The organism is Myceligenerans pegani, assembly GCF_014892515.1.
Classification (GTDB): Bacteria; Actinomycetota; Actinomycetes; order Actinomycetales; family Cellulomonadaceae; genus Myceligenerans; species Myceligenerans pegani.
This window is the reverse complement of the sequence record NZ_JADBGR010000077.1, coordinates 131,350-145,746: the sequence shown is the minus strand read 5'-3', so window position 1 is coordinate 145,746 and position 14,397 is coordinate 131,350. Positions and strand designations below refer to the sequence as shown.

Annotated in this window: 15 protein-coding genes and 1 tRNA gene; 4 read left to right on the top strand and 12 right to left on the bottom strand. The window is 71.4% G+C overall.

Annotated elements, in window-relative coordinates; all coding sequences use genetic code 11:
- Positions 1-92: 92 nt before the first annotated feature.
- Complete coding sequence (locus IIE03_RS10645; protein ID WP_192862719.1) at positions 93-1,037, top strand: helix-turn-helix domain-containing protein; 945 nt, start codon at positions 93-95, stop codon at positions 1,035-1,037.
- Between the two features lie 269 nt (positions 1,038-1,306).
- On the opposite strand, the gene IIE03_RS10640 is transcribed toward IIE03_RS10645, so the two are convergent.
- From IIE03_RS10640 to IIE03_RS25795, 9 genes are all read right to left on the bottom strand, one after another.
- Positions 1,307-2,002, bottom strand: a complete 696-nt coding sequence (locus tag IIE03_RS10640) for a hypothetical protein (RefSeq protein WP_192862718.1) — start codon at positions 2,000-2,002, stop codon at positions 1,307-1,309.
- Between the two features lie 27 nt (positions 2,003-2,029).
- Entirely contained in the window at positions 2,030-2,305 is a 276-nt protein-coding gene (locus IIE03_RS10635; protein ID WP_192862717.1) for a ribbon-helix-helix protein, CopG family, read from the bottom strand.
- A 5-nt stretch (positions 2,306-2,310) separates the two neighbouring features.
- Positions 2,311-2,490 carry a hypothetical protein gene (locus tag IIE03_RS10630; protein ID WP_192862716.1) on the bottom strand — a complete coding sequence of 60 codons (180 nt, stop codon included), beginning with the start codon at positions 2,488-2,490 and terminating at the stop codon, positions 2,311-2,313.
- A 233-nt stretch (positions 2,491-2,723) separates the two neighbouring features.
- A complete protein-coding gene (locus IIE03_RS26365; protein WP_192862715.1) occupies positions 2,724-2,906 on the bottom strand; it encodes a GNAT family protein in 183 nt (60 codons plus the stop codon).
- On the bottom strand, positions 2,891-3,232 hold the full coding sequence (locus tag IIE03_RS10620) for a hypothetical protein (RefSeq protein ID WP_192862714.1): 342 nt from the start codon (positions 3,230-3,232) through the stop codon (positions 2,891-2,893). The genes IIE03_RS26365 and IIE03_RS10620 overlap by 16 nt, the downstream gene beginning before the upstream one ends.
- 202 nt (positions 3,233-3,434) lie before the next feature.
- A tRNA-Arg gene (locus IIE03_RS10615) sits at positions 3,435-3,507 on the bottom strand.
- A 198-nt stretch (positions 3,508-3,705) separates the two neighbouring features.
- Entirely contained in the window at positions 3,706-4,932 is a 1,227-nt protein-coding gene (locus tag IIE03_RS10610; RefSeq protein ID WP_192862713.1) for a hypothetical protein, read from the bottom strand.
- Positions 4,929-5,219 carry a sigma factor-like helix-turn-helix DNA-binding protein gene (locus tag IIE03_RS25800; protein WP_225997586.1) on the bottom strand — a complete coding sequence of 97 codons (291 nt, stop codon included), beginning with the start codon at positions 5,217-5,219 and terminating at the stop codon, positions 4,929-4,931. Before IIE03_RS25800 ends, IIE03_RS10610 begins: the two co-directional genes overlap by 4 nt.
- Positions 5,220-5,240: 21 nt before the next feature.
- A complete protein-coding gene (locus IIE03_RS25795) occupies positions 5,241-5,507 on the bottom strand; it encodes a sigma factor (protein ID WP_225997563.1) in 267 nt (88 codons plus the stop codon).
- A gap of 264 nt (positions 5,508-5,771) precedes the next feature.
- Between IIE03_RS25795 and argS the strand changes: the two genes are divergently transcribed.
- Both argS and IIE03_RS10595 read left to right on the top strand, forming a co-directional pair.
- Positions 5,772-7,433, top strand: a complete 1,662-nt coding sequence (argS, locus tag IIE03_RS10600; RefSeq protein ID WP_192862712.1) for an arginine--tRNA ligase — start codon at positions 5,772-5,774, stop codon at positions 7,431-7,433.
- Positions 7,434-7,501: 68 nt separating this feature from the next.
- The gene (locus IIE03_RS10595; RefSeq protein ID WP_192862711.1) at positions 7,502-9,034 is read left to right on the top strand and encodes a diaminopimelate decarboxylase family protein; all 1,533 of its coding nucleotides are present in this window, start codon (positions 7,502-7,504) and stop codon (positions 9,032-9,034) included.
- A gap of 70 nt (positions 9,035-9,104) precedes the next feature.
- Here IIE03_RS10595 and IIE03_RS10590 read toward each other — a convergent pair whose 3' ends face one another.
- Positions 9,105-9,929 carry a TetR/AcrR family transcriptional regulator gene (locus tag IIE03_RS10590; RefSeq protein WP_192862710.1) on the bottom strand — a complete coding sequence of 275 codons (825 nt, stop codon included), beginning with the start codon at positions 9,927-9,929 and terminating at the stop codon, positions 9,105-9,107.
- A 173-nt stretch (positions 9,930-10,102) separates the two neighbouring features.
- Here IIE03_RS10590 and IIE03_RS10585 point away from each other — a divergent pair, with 173 nt between their 5' ends.
- Positions 10,103-11,029 carry an NAD-dependent epimerase/dehydratase family protein gene (locus tag IIE03_RS10585; protein WP_192862709.1) on the top strand — a complete coding sequence of 309 codons (927 nt, stop codon included), beginning with the start codon at positions 10,103-10,105 and terminating at the stop codon, positions 11,027-11,029.
- Between the two features lie 110 nt (positions 11,030-11,139).
- Here the strand turns inward: IIE03_RS10585 and aceB are convergent, their stop codons facing one another.
- Together aceB and aceA are read right to left on the bottom strand one after the other, a co-directional pair.
- Positions 11,140-12,867: a malate synthase A gene (aceB, locus tag IIE03_RS10580; protein ID WP_192862708.1), complete on the bottom strand. Its 1,728-nt coding sequence runs from the start codon at positions 12,865-12,867 to the stop codon at positions 11,140-11,142.
- 184 nt (positions 12,868-13,051) lie between these two features.
- Entirely contained in the window at positions 13,052-14,383 is a 1,332-nt protein-coding gene (gene aceA, locus IIE03_RS10575; protein ID WP_408632843.1) for an isocitrate lyase, read from the bottom strand.
- Between the last annotated feature and the right edge of the window lie 14 nt (positions 14,384-14,397).

Below are 14,397 nucleotides of genomic sequence, written 5' to 3'. Positions count from 1 at the left end.
GAGCCGGAAGGGCTGGCGCGTTTGCAGGTGTTTGCAACCTCGATGTTGCGCAGGTCTCCCCCCGATGGGGTGCGCCCGGTTAGCCTGAGTTCGTGGCGGAATCCCCGGGACCATTGCTCCGCGCGGCGCGTGAGGCCGCGGGCATCACGCTGCGCACCATGGCCGCGAGGACGCACTACAACGCCGGGTACCTGTCCCTGATCGAGAACGGAGAGCGGCCCGTACCCGCTGGCGTCGCGGACGCCTACCAGCGAGTGCTGGGGACGACGGACCTGGGCCGACTGGTCACCGTGACTCGCTCCGCCGCCAGCGTGGACGCCGCCACGCTGGACCAGGTCGCAACCATGCTCGGAGCTCTGCGTCGGATCGAGGACACCACGGGTGTCCTGTCCGTCCTACCGGCGGTGCGGGGGATGTCCGCGACGGTGGACCAGCTTGCCCGCGAGGCCAGCGCCCCCGTGCGTGAGCGGGCGCTGCACCTCGCGGCCGAGGTCACGCAGTATCGCGGATGGCTGGAGCATGCCGTAGGTGCGGACACTGCCGCGCGGCGGAGCATGGCGGCTGCGGTCGAACTGGCGGGCGAGGTCGGAGAGCCGAACAGGATGGCGCACGCGCTGACGTTCGCCGCCACGGTGACCTGGAGCGCCACCGGGGTTCTCGGGGAGACCATCGACCTGTCGGACGGGGCGCTGTCCGTCCGTGGTGCTCACCCGACTCTGCGCGCCTACGCGGCGCTGCGACGCTCCGAGCTGCTGGCCAGCCTCGGAGAGACCACCGAGGCCCGGGACGTGCTCAACATGGCTGACGACGCGATCGAGGACGCACGCGACGCGGAGCCGCCACCCTCTTCGTTGTACTGGTTCACTCCCGGATTCGGTGCCGTCCAACGCGGAGCCGTGCTCACCCTGCTCGGAGACACCGCGCAAGCGATCGAGGAAGCCACTGCGGGGCTGGCCGAGATGCCGCCGGAGCACCGGCGTACCGAATGGCTCGCCTCGACGCTCCGCAAGATCGACCCAGACATGACCGACGCTTGAGGACCCTGCCCAGGCGTTGTCGAAGGCCGTTTGCCGAGGAAAGTTCTCACAATTCTCCCAGAACGGCCCTCCCCGAAAGCGGCGAGCCCTCGCTAACCGCTCGATTCTGCGGCTACCGAGGGCTCGGACCTGGGCGAAGGATGGGGATTCGGATCCCCGACCTTCTGCTCCGGAGAATCTCGGCCTATGGCTGATCCGCATGAGCGCGGAGACTCGACGCGCGCCCGCCCGCGGGGCGGAGCCGCGCCTTGAGCCAGTAAGGAAAGTCCTCACGCGTCCAGCGCGTCGGAAGCACCGTCGTAGCCGGCGTCGTGCAAGCGGTCCAGGGCGCTTCGGCCGAAAAGCGTCAGTCGGTAAGCGTTTGGCGGGCCACCGGGCGAGGCAATGACGTTCTTCGGGGGGTTCTCCTCGATGAGCCCTTCACGGTTAAGTCTCGCGAGGATTTGCGGGAGGACTGGCACGAAGTGCGGCATGGCAACGCGCATGTCGTTGGGCGATGTGCCGTCGATCTGACTGATTCGGTCAAGGACCGCCGCGTCGATCGGCTGGATTGCTTGGAGCGCTTCAATTGTGAATCGTGCAACGTCCGGCGGGGTGCCGTCATGCAGGAGTCCTTCGGCCAATGCGCGACCCATCGCGCGCACGCCTGATGGCAGGCGGACCTTGGCGGAAGCTACGACCGTGTCCGCCGTCAATTCCCGCCGCGTGGGATTGGAGTTGATGGCTTCCGCCATGGCCTGCTCACCACCCATAGCGTCAGCTGTCTCGTGCAGGAGAGCCTCGGCACGTTTGTTGGCTGCCGTGCTCCACTCACCCATAGCCAGTCCTAGGGCCTTGGTCACGATCGGCGTCATCCCGGAGAGGAACGCCGCGATCGGTGAACCACTGGCGGCGAGTGCTAGGCCACCCGCCGCGATCGCGTCTGGGAGAGCATCCCTCAGCGGGTCGTCAGAGTCAGTAACCATGGCGTCCGTTCCGTCGCTTGCGCTCGCTCAGGCCGCGTGTTCGGTGATGAGGCGGCGGAGGTACTTGGAGACGGACATGCCTTCGGCGCGTGCTCGGGCTTCGACCTTGTCGCGGACCTCGCGGGGGAGGGTGACCGAGACCTTGGGCGAGTGGCCCTTGTCGCCGGACAGGGAGTAGCCGCCGCGGTGGAGGTTTCTGAGCTGGCGTGAGACGCGTTCGGTGGTGGCTTCGATCTCGTCGTCGCTCATGCCGGCGGAGTAGTCCTTGCCGGGCTCTTCGTCCCGGCGCGTGTACTTGGTCATCGTGGTCATCCTTCCTCGGGGAACGTCTGCTCGAAGCGCTGGGCGCGGGTGATGACGAGCAAGCCCGGTTCGTCGTCGGCCAGGTGTCCGATGACTTCCCATCGGCCGCCCTGCCCGTCTTCGCCGAGCCAACCGAGCCAGGTCCGGCTGTCTTCCTCGAACTGGAGGGGGTCGTGCTGGTTCATGACCGCCTCCACGAGTGACCAGTCGAAGCTCTTGGACCGTTTCCGCGCCGTACGCCCCACCACGTATTCCACTTCACCAGTATGGCGGCGATACCCGAGGAGTCAAGCGGGTATGGGAGCGATACTCGATACCGGGGCCTGGTTGCGTGCGGGCATGAAGTAGGGCCCTGGAGGAAGATCCTCACAGAGCCCTACGATCTTCGTCCTGTGCGGCCGATAGGAGACCACAGGGATCACGAGGGAACGGCGTAGACGGCCGCGGGTTCGGTGAGGCCGTCGCCGTAGTGGTGGGTGAGGTCGGTGATGTGCTGGGCTCCGAGGCGTTCGTAGAGCCGGATCGCGGCGCGGTCCTTGAGCATGACGTCGAACGCGATGGCGAGCCCTCGGGAGCGCGCGAACTCTACGGCGGCCTCCATGAGTAGCCGGCCCGCGCCGCTGCCTCGGTGGTCGGGATCGACGAGAGGCGGACAGGGATCACCAGGCGGTCGATGTTGCCGCCGGTCTCGTCGCGCCAGGCTCGCGCGGCGTCGTCGGCCGGCTCTGCGCGGGTGAGCGTGATCTGGCCGATGGGTGTTCCGTCGTCGTCGGCGGTCCAACTCTGCATCTCGTTGGGGTGGCGTACCCACGCCTCGGGGTCGGCTACGCCTTCGACCGGGTAGCCGTCGAGAGCGTGCACGCGGACGAGCGCGGCGGCGAGGTAGGGGATGTCGGCGTCTTGGCGGGGTCGGATGATGATGGGCATGGTCAGTCCTCCACGGGCATGTCGTAGTCGAGTGCTGAGTAGTCGGCGCGCATGCGGAAGTTGGCGAGCGTGCGATGGGCGACGTGCTCAAGGGTGCATGGGCCAGCAGTTAGGCCAGCAGCGACAAGAGGAGGGGAGTCAGGGCGACCAACGAAACAGGCCGTGACCAGCGTTTGTGCTGGTCACGACCTGTTCTCTCGGGTGCGCCTGAAGGGATTCGAACCCCCGACCTTCTGCTCCGGAGGCAGACGCTCTATCCACTGAGCTACAGGCGCGGGACCGCGGATCGGTAGTGATGACTCACTCCCGTGGCGGCCGAAACGAGACTACCAGGTGGCGGGCCCGGGGAGTGCATCGATAACTGTGACGAGCGTCTGATCACGGCTCGGAGCGTCTGCCTCCGGACCAGGAGGTCCAGCGGGATGTCCGACGGCGGTCCAGGGCGAGGCGGACCCGGACCGCCGTCGGCAGGGTCAGGGATCGACGCGTACCGTGCCGGCCATCTGGCGGAAGAGCGTGGCGCCGTCCTCGTCGTCCCTGAGCGTGATCACGATGGTGACGATCTCTCCTGACGGGAGCCGTATGTCCACCTGGCCACGGATCATGGGCTGGTCGACCTGCAGGTGGTCGGGCGCGTCCGAGCTCACCAGAACGGCCTCCGCGCCGGGCGTCTCCAGGCGGTGCTGTGCCTGGGCGGTGGACATCGGCTCGACGGCGAACAGCCTTCCGAACGAGAGGAACTCCGGCGTGGGACCGTACGCACGTCCGTCACTGATCGTCCACGCCTCTGGTACGGCCACGGTGATGTTGCCCTCACGCAGTGTCTGCCAGCCCTCGGAGATCCCCTGGTCGGCAGCCTCCCAGAGCGGGACGTCCGTCACCGGCATCGGACGGTGCGCCTCGTGGGTAAGGGTGAGGGTGCCGAGGAGCTTGACGAGTGTGTCCGGGTCTTCCAGCGCGTCGAGCCCCGTCGCGACGACGACGTAACCCCTGCCGTCCGCGGCGCGGAGCTGAATCTCGGCCGAGTCGAGCGCCATGCCGTCGTAGAACCTGCCCTGGAGAGAGGCCACCGCGAGATCCGATCCGGTCACGGGGAAGAGCACCCTCGCCTGTTCCCGGAGCAGGTGACCCCGTGGCGGGTTGTCCGGCGACAGGCTCGCGACCCTGGCGGACTCGGCCGCGATCACTCGTGCACCACCAGGACCGGCGAGGCGCATCGTCTCGTCCTGCCGCCAGAGGCCGGTGTAGCGGTCGGCCTGCACCGCATCTCCGGGGTACGCCTCCTTCGGGACCTCGCTCCACCCGTCCGGCACCGCGAGCCGCAGCCCGCTCACCTCGTGCGGTACCCAGCCCTCCGGTACGACTCCCGGCCGGACGCCGTCGAGCACGGGTAGCCGTGCCATCGTCGGGTCGTCGGCGAACGGGCCCGCGGTCGGCCGCCCGGCCGGCGTCGGGCTCACGGAAGGGGCGGGGTCCGCCGGAAGCGGCGTCGTCCCGTGTGTCCCGTACAGCCACGCGCCACCGGCGACGGCCGCCGCCGCGAGAACACCACCTCCGGCCTGGAGCGCGCGCCGGGTGCGGCCTCGCCGCATCGCGGCCCGGGCGAGCACGCGTGCATCGAGGTCGAGCGGTTCCGCCTGGCCGGCCGAGGCGCGGAGGAGGCCGATCAGGTCGTCGTCGGAGTGCGATGGAGAGGTCATCGGGCCGTTCCCTTCCGGTGTGCGGTGTTCTCCGGGGCGCCGTCGTCGCCGAGCACGACGCGCAGGCGCGCCAGGCCGCGCGATGCGGCGGACTTGACCGAACCCACGGACACGCCGAGTTCGGCAGCGGTGTCGGCCTCACCGAGGTCCAGCAGGTAGCGCAGCACGATCACCCGCCGCTGCGCGGGCGGTAGCGTGCGCAGCGCCCGCACGAGCTGGTCGCGGTCCAGCACGCCCGACGTCGGATCGGGTGTCCGCGCGTCCCACAGCTCGGCCGGGTCCGCCAGGGTCTCGCGGCGCTGTTTGCGCTAGCCGTCGATCCGCGCGTTCACGACGATCCGCTGCGCGTACGCCGCCGGATTGCCGTCGGCCACGCGGCCCCAGGCGAGATACGTCCGCTCCAGCGCCTGCTGGACGAGGTCGCGGGCGCGGTGTTCGTCGCCGGTGAGCAGGAACGCGAGACGGGAAAGCATCGGCGTCGCGCTCTCGGCGAAGGCGGTGAAACGCTCGGCCTTGCTGCCGGTCGTATGGACGGCGACGTGTGACGCCGCAACGGTGGCGGACTGAGGGCTCATCCGGTGCACCGCCTGATTGTCGGTTGATCCATGGAAGGTGGACGGGCAGGTCCGCCGAAAGGTTGTCACGGTGGCCCAAGGCGTGTGCGGATCGATGTCGAGCGGGTTGCCCGACGTCGGCCGGCTGCTGCCGGCGCCGCGCGTCCGAGACATGAACGGGTGCCGGTACGGCGCGCCCGGGTGCACCGGCCGGCGTCGGACACCCTGTTCCCGGGCTGTGGAAGCCGCGGGCCGCGGGGCCGAGCCCGCCCGTAGAATCGTCGGGTGACCCCCACCGAGCTCTCCGGAGCACTCAGCGCTGCCCTTGCCGCGGCTGTGGCCGACGGCACCCTTCAGCTCCCTGCCGACGCGATCCCCGCGTCGGTGCACGTGGAGCGTCCGCGGCAGCGAGAGCACGGCGACTGGGCCACGAACGTCGCACTCCAGCTGGCCAAGAAGGCCGGGACCACGCCCCGGGCGCTCGCTGAGGACCTGGCCGCGCGGCTGGGGGAGCACGCCGGGATCAAGTCGGTCGACGTCGCCGGCCCGGGCTTCCTCAACATCACGCTCGACGCCGGCGCCGCCGGCGAGCTGGCCCGCACCGTCGTCGAGGCGGGCCGCGAGTACGGCCGCACGGACACGCTCGCCGGCCAGGTGATCGACCTGGAGTACATCAGCGCCAACCCGACCGGCCCGCTGCACATCGGCCACACCCGCTGGGCGGCGCTCGGTGACGCGATGGCCCGCATCCTGCGGGCCGCGGGCGCAGACGTCACCGCCGAGTACTACATCAACGACGCCGGCGCGCAGATGGACCGGTTCGGCGCCTCGATCCTGGCCCGGGCGACGGGCGGGGAGATCCCTGAGGGCGGCTATCACGGCGAGTACGTCAAGGAGCTCGCCGACAAGGTCCTGGAGAGGCGGCCGGACCTGCCGGACCTCCCGGAGGACGAGGCGATCGCCGTCGCGCGCGAGGAGGGCTACCAGCTCCAGCTCGCCGAGATCCGCGAGGTGCTGGAGAACTTCGGTGTGCATTTCGACGTCTGGTTCTCCGAGCGCGAGCTGCACGACTCGGGTGCCGTCGAACGGGCCGTCGCCCGTCTGCGCGAGCAGGGGCACGTGTTCGACTCCGACGGCGCCGTCTGGCTGCGCACCACGGACTTCACGGACGACAAGGACCGCGTCCTCATCCGCGCGAACGGCGAACCCACCTACTTCGCCGCGGACGCCGCCTACTACCTGTCCAAGAAGGACCGCGGCTTCCCGGGCAAGATCTACCTCCTGGGCGCCGACCACCACGGCTACATCAACCGCCTCAAGGCCATCGCCGCCTGCGCGGGCGACGACCCGCAGCGGAACATCGAGGTCCTGATCGGCCAGCTCGTCAACGTGGGCGGCGCCAAGCTGTCCAAGCGCGCCGGCAACATCATCGAACTACGGGATCTCGTCGAGTGGATCGGGCGCGACGCCGTGCGCTACTCGCTCTCGCGCTACCCCGCGGACACGCCGCTGGAGCTCCAGGGCGAGGACATGCTCAAGCAGACCAACGACAACCCCGTGTTCTACGTGCAGTACGCGCACTCGCGGACCTGTGCCGTGGACCGGAACGCCGCCGAGCGCGGCGTGCGGCTCGAGGACGCCTTCGACCCGTCACTGCTGAACCACGAGTCGGAGAGCGCGCTGCTCGGCCGCCTCACCGAGTACCCGCGGATCGTCGCGCAGGCCGCCGAACTGCGTGAACCGCACCGCGTGGCCCGCTACCTGGAGGCGCTCGCCGGCGACTACCACTCCTGGTACAACGACGACGCCAAGCTGCGCGCCAACCCCTACCCCGACGAGGCCGTGACGGACGCGCACCGCACCCGTCTCTGGCTCAACGACGCCGTCCGCACGGTCCTCGCCAACGGCCTGGACCTGCTGGGCGTGAGCGCCCCGGAGCGGATGTGACGGGCGCGGGACCGTCCGCGGGTACGGCGGGCGGAGGACCGGACACGACGGCAGGGGGAGGCGCGGGCATGACGGACGCATCGGGTACGACGGCGATCGTGGCCGGGCAGCCCCGTCCCGCCGCGCTCCCGGTCGGCCCGGCCGGGGCGCCGTGGTCGAGCGGCGTCCGCCGCGGCGACGACGGCGCCGTGGAGGTCGCGGGAGTCGGCGTCGCCGAACTCGCCGCGGACCATGGCACGCCGTCGTACATCGTCGACGAGGCGGACTTCCGTGCCCGTGCGCGCGCCTACCGGACGGCGTTCGAGGCGGCGTTCGCGGCGGTCGGGACCGGCGTGGACGTGTACTACGCGGGCAAGGCGCTGCTCACCGTGGCGGTCGCGCGCTGGGCGCGCGAGGAAGGACTGCGGGTCGACACCGCGTCGGGCGGTGAGCTGGCCGTCGCGCTCCGGGCGGGAGTGCCGGGCGAGGCGATCGGGCTGCACGGCAACAACAAGTCGGACGCGGAGATCGTCCGCGCCTTCGACAACGGCGTGGGCCGGATCATCGTGGACTCACTCGCCGAGATCGACCGGGTCGCCGACCTGGCGGCGGAGCGCGGCGTCGTCGCGCCGGTCATGGTGCGCGTGACCACCGGCGTGCACGCGGGCGGGCACGAGTACATCTCGACCGCGCACGAGGACCAGAAGTTCGGCCTGTCGGTCAACGCTGCCTCCGCGTCCGGGACGCCGGGTGTGAGCGAGCGTCCGGAAGAGGCCGCCGCCCCTGGCCCGATCGTCCCGGCGGGCGAGCATCCGGCCGGCGGCGTCCCGTCGTCGGGCACGGACAGTCCCGCGATGACCGCACTCCTGCGGATCCTGGAGCGGCCGAGCCTTCACCTGCTCGGCATCCACTCCCACATCGGCTCGCAGATCCTCGACCCGGACGGCTTCGAGGCCGCGGCCCGCGCGGTGCTGGAGCTGCGCGCCGACCTCGCGGCCCGGACCGGCGTGCTGGTCGACGAGGTGGATCTCGGCGGCGGCTACGGCATCGCCTACCTGCCGGGCGAGGTCGCGCTGGACCCGGAGCGCGTCGCCAAGGACATCGCGTCCTCGGTGGCGGACGTGGCCGCCCGCCTCGGCACCCCGCTGCCACGGTTCTCGATCGAGCCCGGCCGGGCCGTCGTCGGACCGGCGGGGATGACGCTGTACACGGTCGGCACGGTGAAGCCCGTGACGGTGGGCGGGGACGACGGCGAACCGTTCACCCGGCTGTACGTGTCCGTCGACGGGGGGATGAGTGACAACATCCGCCCCGCGCTCTACGGCGCGGACTACCACGCGGAGATCGTCGGCCGTGCGTCGGAGGCGGAGCCGGTCCTGGCGCGCGTGGTCGGCAAGCACTGCGAATCCGGCGACATCGTCGTCCACCAGGTGATGCTGCCGGGCGACGTGCGCGCGGGCGACCTGCTCGCCGTCGCCGCGACCGGCGCCTACGGCCGGTCGATGGCGTCGAACTACAACATGCTGCTGCGCCCCCCGGTCGTGGCGGTGCGCGACGGAGAGTCCCGCGTCCTGGTCCGCCGCGAGACCGAGGACGACCTCCTGGGACTGGATCAGGGCTGACGCCCGGGCTCGTCTGAGCCGGGGAGCACGCGCGCGGCCGTGAGGCCCGAGACCGCCGGCCGGAGCCGGCTCAGGCCGGCGCGGGGATCCCCAGGTCCGCTCCCAGGCGGGTGGCGACCTCGTCGTACCACCGGGTGGTGTCGCTGACGCTTCCGACGAGGTGGCCGAACAGCTCGAAGGACACCGTGCCGAAGAGCTGGCTCCAGGCCATGAGGGTGCGGACCACGGACTCGGTCGCGACGTCCTCGGGGGCGAGCCCGCGCTGGACGACGTAGTCCCGGGCGCTCGCGACGAGATCGTCGACATCGGTGTGGGCACCGGCCGGGGCGCCGACCTCGCCAGGGCCGGCACCGGCTTCGCCTGCCGGAGCGCCCGTTCCGACAGAGCTGGCGTCCGCGCTGCCGCCTCCGTTCGCCGCACCGGGCGGGGGCAGAGCACGCGCACCCGCGGCGTACGCGTCCCCGACGATCCGTACCAGCACCCGAATGACGCGAGTGGCCGGCTCGACCGTGTCCTGTGGCGCCGCGTAGCCTGGGATCGGCGTGCCGTACAGGAGGGCGAAGTCTCCGGGCCGCTCCACGCACCACGTCCGCAGCGCGCGACAGGCGGCGAGCCAGCGGCCGCCGGTGTCGTCCCGCTCGATCCCCGCGTCCGCGCGTTCGACGGTCTCCCCGAGTTCCCCGTAGGAGTCGATGAGCAGCCTGGTCAGGAGTGCGTCGCGGCTCGGGAAGTAGCGGTAGACGGCGGAGGACACCATGTCGACGTCGCGGGCGACGGCACGCAGGGAGAGCCCGGCCGGTCCGTCGGAGCGTAGCCGTGCGCGGGCGGCGTCGAGGATCTGCTGCGTCAGCGTCTCGCGGGCGAGGGCGCGTGCCGTGCGGGGTGTGCTGCTCATCGGCCCAGGTTGCCATTCGAGAGCGCCGAGCGCAAAACAGAGCACCGCTCTTGATAGAGAGCACCGATCGTGTCATGCTGGAACCAACGAGAGCGGCGCTCTCGTATGTGACACCCGATCTCGCGCCGTCGACCCTCGCCATCCGATCTCTCGAACGAATCCTGGAGCCCTTGATGAACACCACCGACCACCACCTCGTCGTCGGTGCCGGCCCTGTCGGCCGGCACGTCGCGCAGCAGCTCGCCGAGCGGGGGGCGCGCGTCACCGTGGCCACCCGGTCCGGCCGGGACACCGGCATCCCCGGCGTCGAGCACGCGACGGTGGACGCCTCCGACGCCGACGCGCTCTCCCGAGTCGCCGAGGGCGCCGCCGTGCTCTACAACTGCGTCAACCCCGGCGACTACACGCAGTGGGAGCGCGCCTGGCCGCCGCTGGCGGCGTCGTTCCTGACCGCGGCCGAGCGGACCGGCGCGGTCTACGCGATCACCGGCAACCTCTACCCGTACGGTCCGGTCGACGGTCCGATGACGGAGGACCTCCCGGACGCCGCGACCGACCACAAGGGACGTCTGCGTGCGCGCCTGTGGGCGGACGCCCTGGCGGCGCACCGCGCCGGGCGGATCCGCACGGTGGAGGTGCGCGGGGCCGACTACGTGGGGCCGGGCGTGGGCGGCAACGGGCACATCTCGCGCGTCGTTCCCGCGGCGCTGCGGGGCCGGGCCGTGACGATGATGGGCCGCGTCGACCAGCCGCACACCTTCACCGATGTGCAGGACGTCGCCCGCACGCTCGTCGCCGCCGCCGGCGACCCGGACGCGCACGGGCGCACCTGGCACGTCCCCAGCAACGAGCCCCGCACGCAGCGCGAGGCGCTGACCGAGGTGCTGGCCTCCGTCGGGCGCCCGCCCGTGCGGGTGCGCGAGCTGCGCGGCCCTGCGCTGGCCGCGATCGGCCTGGTGTCGCCGCTGATGCGCGAGCTGCGGGAGATGATCTACCAGTTCGAGCGCCCGTACGTGCTGGACGACACCGCGGCCAGGAAGCACTTCGGGATCGAGCCGACGCCGTGGGACGAGGTCTGCCGCCGCACGGCGCGCCAGTGAGAGCCGCCCCGGCCGGTCTCGGGGGAAGGTGGTGAGACCGGCCGGGGCGGAGATCGGCACCCCGGTTCTGTCTGCCTCAGAATCCAGTCGGGATGCCGCCTGACGAGTTCCTACGGCTGATCCACCGCGGAGCCCACCAGGAACTGGGAGTACGCGCCGACGGTGAGGAACGACGGGAAGTCGTCACTCAGCGCCACGGCGCGGAACACGGCTGCCGCGTCGTCGACGCGGTGGCCGTGCGGACGGGGCAGGTCGGCGAGGACGTCGAGGATGAGGGCCTCCACCCGGTCGCGGGTGACGGTCCGGCCGTCGTCGGCGGTCCGCGTGCCGGCGGCCACCCACTGCCAGACCTGCGAGCGCGAGATCTCGGCGGTGGCGGCATCCTCCATCAGGCTGTCGAGCGCCGCCGCGCCGGTGCCGCGCAGCCACGAGTCGATGTAGCGGATCGCGACCGACACGTTGGCGCGCAGGCCCCCGGACGTCACGGTGGCGCCGGAGCGGCGGACCGAGGCGATGTCGAGCAGCTCGTTCCGGCCCACCCGGACGTCGTCGCGCAGTCTCGTGACCTGGTTCGGCGCCGCGCCGAGCACGGCGTCGAACTCCGCCCTCGCGACCGGGATGAGGTCCGGGTGGGCCACCCAGGAGCCGTCGAACCCGTCGCGGGCCTCGCGGCGCTTGTCCGTCGAGACCTTCTCGAACGCGCGGCGGGTGACCTCCGGGTCGCGGCGGTCCGGGATGAACGCGCTCATCCCGCCGATGGCGTGCGCGCCGCGCCTGTGGCACGTGGCGACCAGCAGGTCGGTGTAGGCGCGCATGAACGGCGCCGTCATCGTGACCTGGGCACGGTCGGGCAGCACGTACGACTCCCCGCGCGAGCGGAAGCACTTGATCACGCTGAACAGGTAGTCCCAGCGGCCGGCGTTCAGGCCGGCGCAGTGGGCGCGCAGCTCGTGGAGGATCTCCTCCATCTCGAAGGCCGCGGGCAGCGTCTCGATGAGGACCGTGGCCCGGATCGTGCCGCGCGGGATGCCGAGCGCGTCCTGGGCCACCTCGAAGACCTCGTTCCACAGCCGGGCCTCGCGGTAGCTCTCCAGCTTGGGGAGGTAGAAGTACGGGCCGCGGCCGCGCGCGATCAGCTCGGCGGCGTTGTGGAAGAAGTAGAGCCCGAAGTCCACGAGCGCGCCCGAGGTGCACCGGGTGGGCCCGTCCGCCCCGGTGTAGCGCAGGTGCTTCTCGACGAGGTGCCAGCCGCGGGGCCGGAACACGATAGTGGGCAGGTCGGTCAGGTGCGACGACCGCAGGGTGTAGTGCTTGCCCGCGGCGCTGGTGTGCTCGAGCGTGCCGCGGATCGCGTCGTGCAGGGCGAGCTGACCCTCGACGACGTTGCGCCAGGTGGGGGAGGAGGCGTCCTCGGCGTCGGCCAGCCAGACCCTGGCGCCGGAGTTGAGGGCGTTGATCGTCATCTTCGGGTCGGTGGGTCCGGTGATCTCGACGCGCCGGTCCTCCAAGCCCGGGGCGCCCGCCGAGCCGGCGACCCGCCAGGCCGGGTCGTCGCGCACGGGCCGTGTCGCGGCGCGGAAGTCGGGGTCGACGCCGGAGGAGATCTCCTCGCGCCGCTGCTCGCGCTCGGCGAGCAGACGGTGGCGGCGTGCGCCGAACCGGTCGTGCAGCAGCGCCAGGAAGTCGAGCGCCTCCGGGGTGAGGATCTCGTCGTACCGCTCGCCGAGCGCGCCGGTCACGCGCACGGTGCCCCGGGGAACGACGTCGAAGGCGCCAGACGTCGCGACCATCTGCGCAGTCGCGGTGCGCGGGGTGGGGGTGTCGATCGTGCTGGTCATCTCGGTACCTCCAGGGCGTGAGGCGGGCTGTGTGCTGGTCGCCGAGGCAGTCGCCCGTCGCGCGGAGCGACTGCCTCGGCTGTTGTGGGGGTGTGGCAGAGCTGTCTGCTGACGCTCCTCGGACTCCGCTTCGGGCGGGTGCCTCGTACCTCGGCTCCCACCCTGCGCTGCGTCCTTCGTCGCGTCAGAACTGGGCCGACTCGGTGGAGCCCGCCATCGCGGTGGTGGCCGAGTCCGGGTTCAGGGCCGTGGAGACGCGGTCGAAGTAGCCGGTGCCGACCTCGCGCTGGTGCTTGGTGGCGGTGTACCCGCGCTCCTCCGCGGCGAACTCCCGCTCCTGCAGCTCCACGTACGCCGTCATCTGCTCGCGGGCGTAGCCGTGCGCCAGGTCGAACATCGAGTAGTTCAGCGCGTGGAAGCCGGCCAGGGTGATGAACTGGAACGTGAAGCCCATCGCGCCCAGCTCGCGCTGGAACTTGGCGATCGTGGCGTCGTCGAGGTGCTTCTTCCAGTTGAACGACGGCGAGCAGTTGTAGCTGAGCATCTGGTCGGGGAAGTCGGCCTTCACGGCCTCGGCGAACTTCCGCGCGAGCTCGAGGTCGGGCGTGCCCGTCTCCATCCAGATCAGGTCGGAGTACGGGGCGTACGCCTTGGCGCGGGCGATGCACGGCTCGATGCCGTTGGTCACCTTGTAGAAGCCCTCGGCGGTGCGCTCGCCCGTGATGAACGGGCGGTCCCGCTCGTCGACGTCGGAGGTGATGAGGGTGGCGGCCTCGGCGTCGGTGCGGGCGATGACCACGGACGGCACGTCGGCGACGTCGGCCGCGAGGCGGGCCGCGTTCAGGGTGCGGATGTGCGCTTGAGTGGGGATCAGCACCTTGCCGCCGAGGTGGCCGCACTTCTTCTCCGAGGCGAGCTGGTCCTCCCAGTGCACCCCCGCCGCGCCCGCGGTGATCATGGACTTCATCAGCTCGTACGCGTTGAGCGGGCCGCCGAACCCGGCCTCGGCGTCCGCGACGATCGGGGCGAGCCAGTCGCGGGTGGCCGTGCCGTTCTCCGACACGTCGATCTGGTCGGCGCGCAGCAGCGCGTTGTTGATGCGGCGCACGACGGCCGGCACGGAGTTGGCCGGGTAGAGCGACTGGTCGGGGTAGGTCTGACCCGCGAGGTTCGCGTCGCCGGCGACCTGCCAGCCCGAGAGGTAGATCGCCTGCAGCCCCGCCTTGACCTGCTGGACGGCCTGGTTGCCGGTCAGCGCGCCCAGTGCGTTGACGAAGTCCTCCTCGTGGAGCTGCTTCCACAGGCGCTCGGCGCCCCGGCGGGCGAGCGTGTGCTCCTCGCCGACGGAGCCGCGCAGCGCGACGACGTCCTCGGCGGTGAAGGTCCGCTCGATGCCGGCCCAGCGCGGGTCCTTCGCCCAGCTCTCGGCCAGGGCCGCCGCGGTGGTCACCTGGTCGCCCGGACGAGTGGCGGCCGGCGACGCGGCGGGGGAGCCGTCGGCGGCCTGAGGGCTCACGGCCCCCGGAAGAT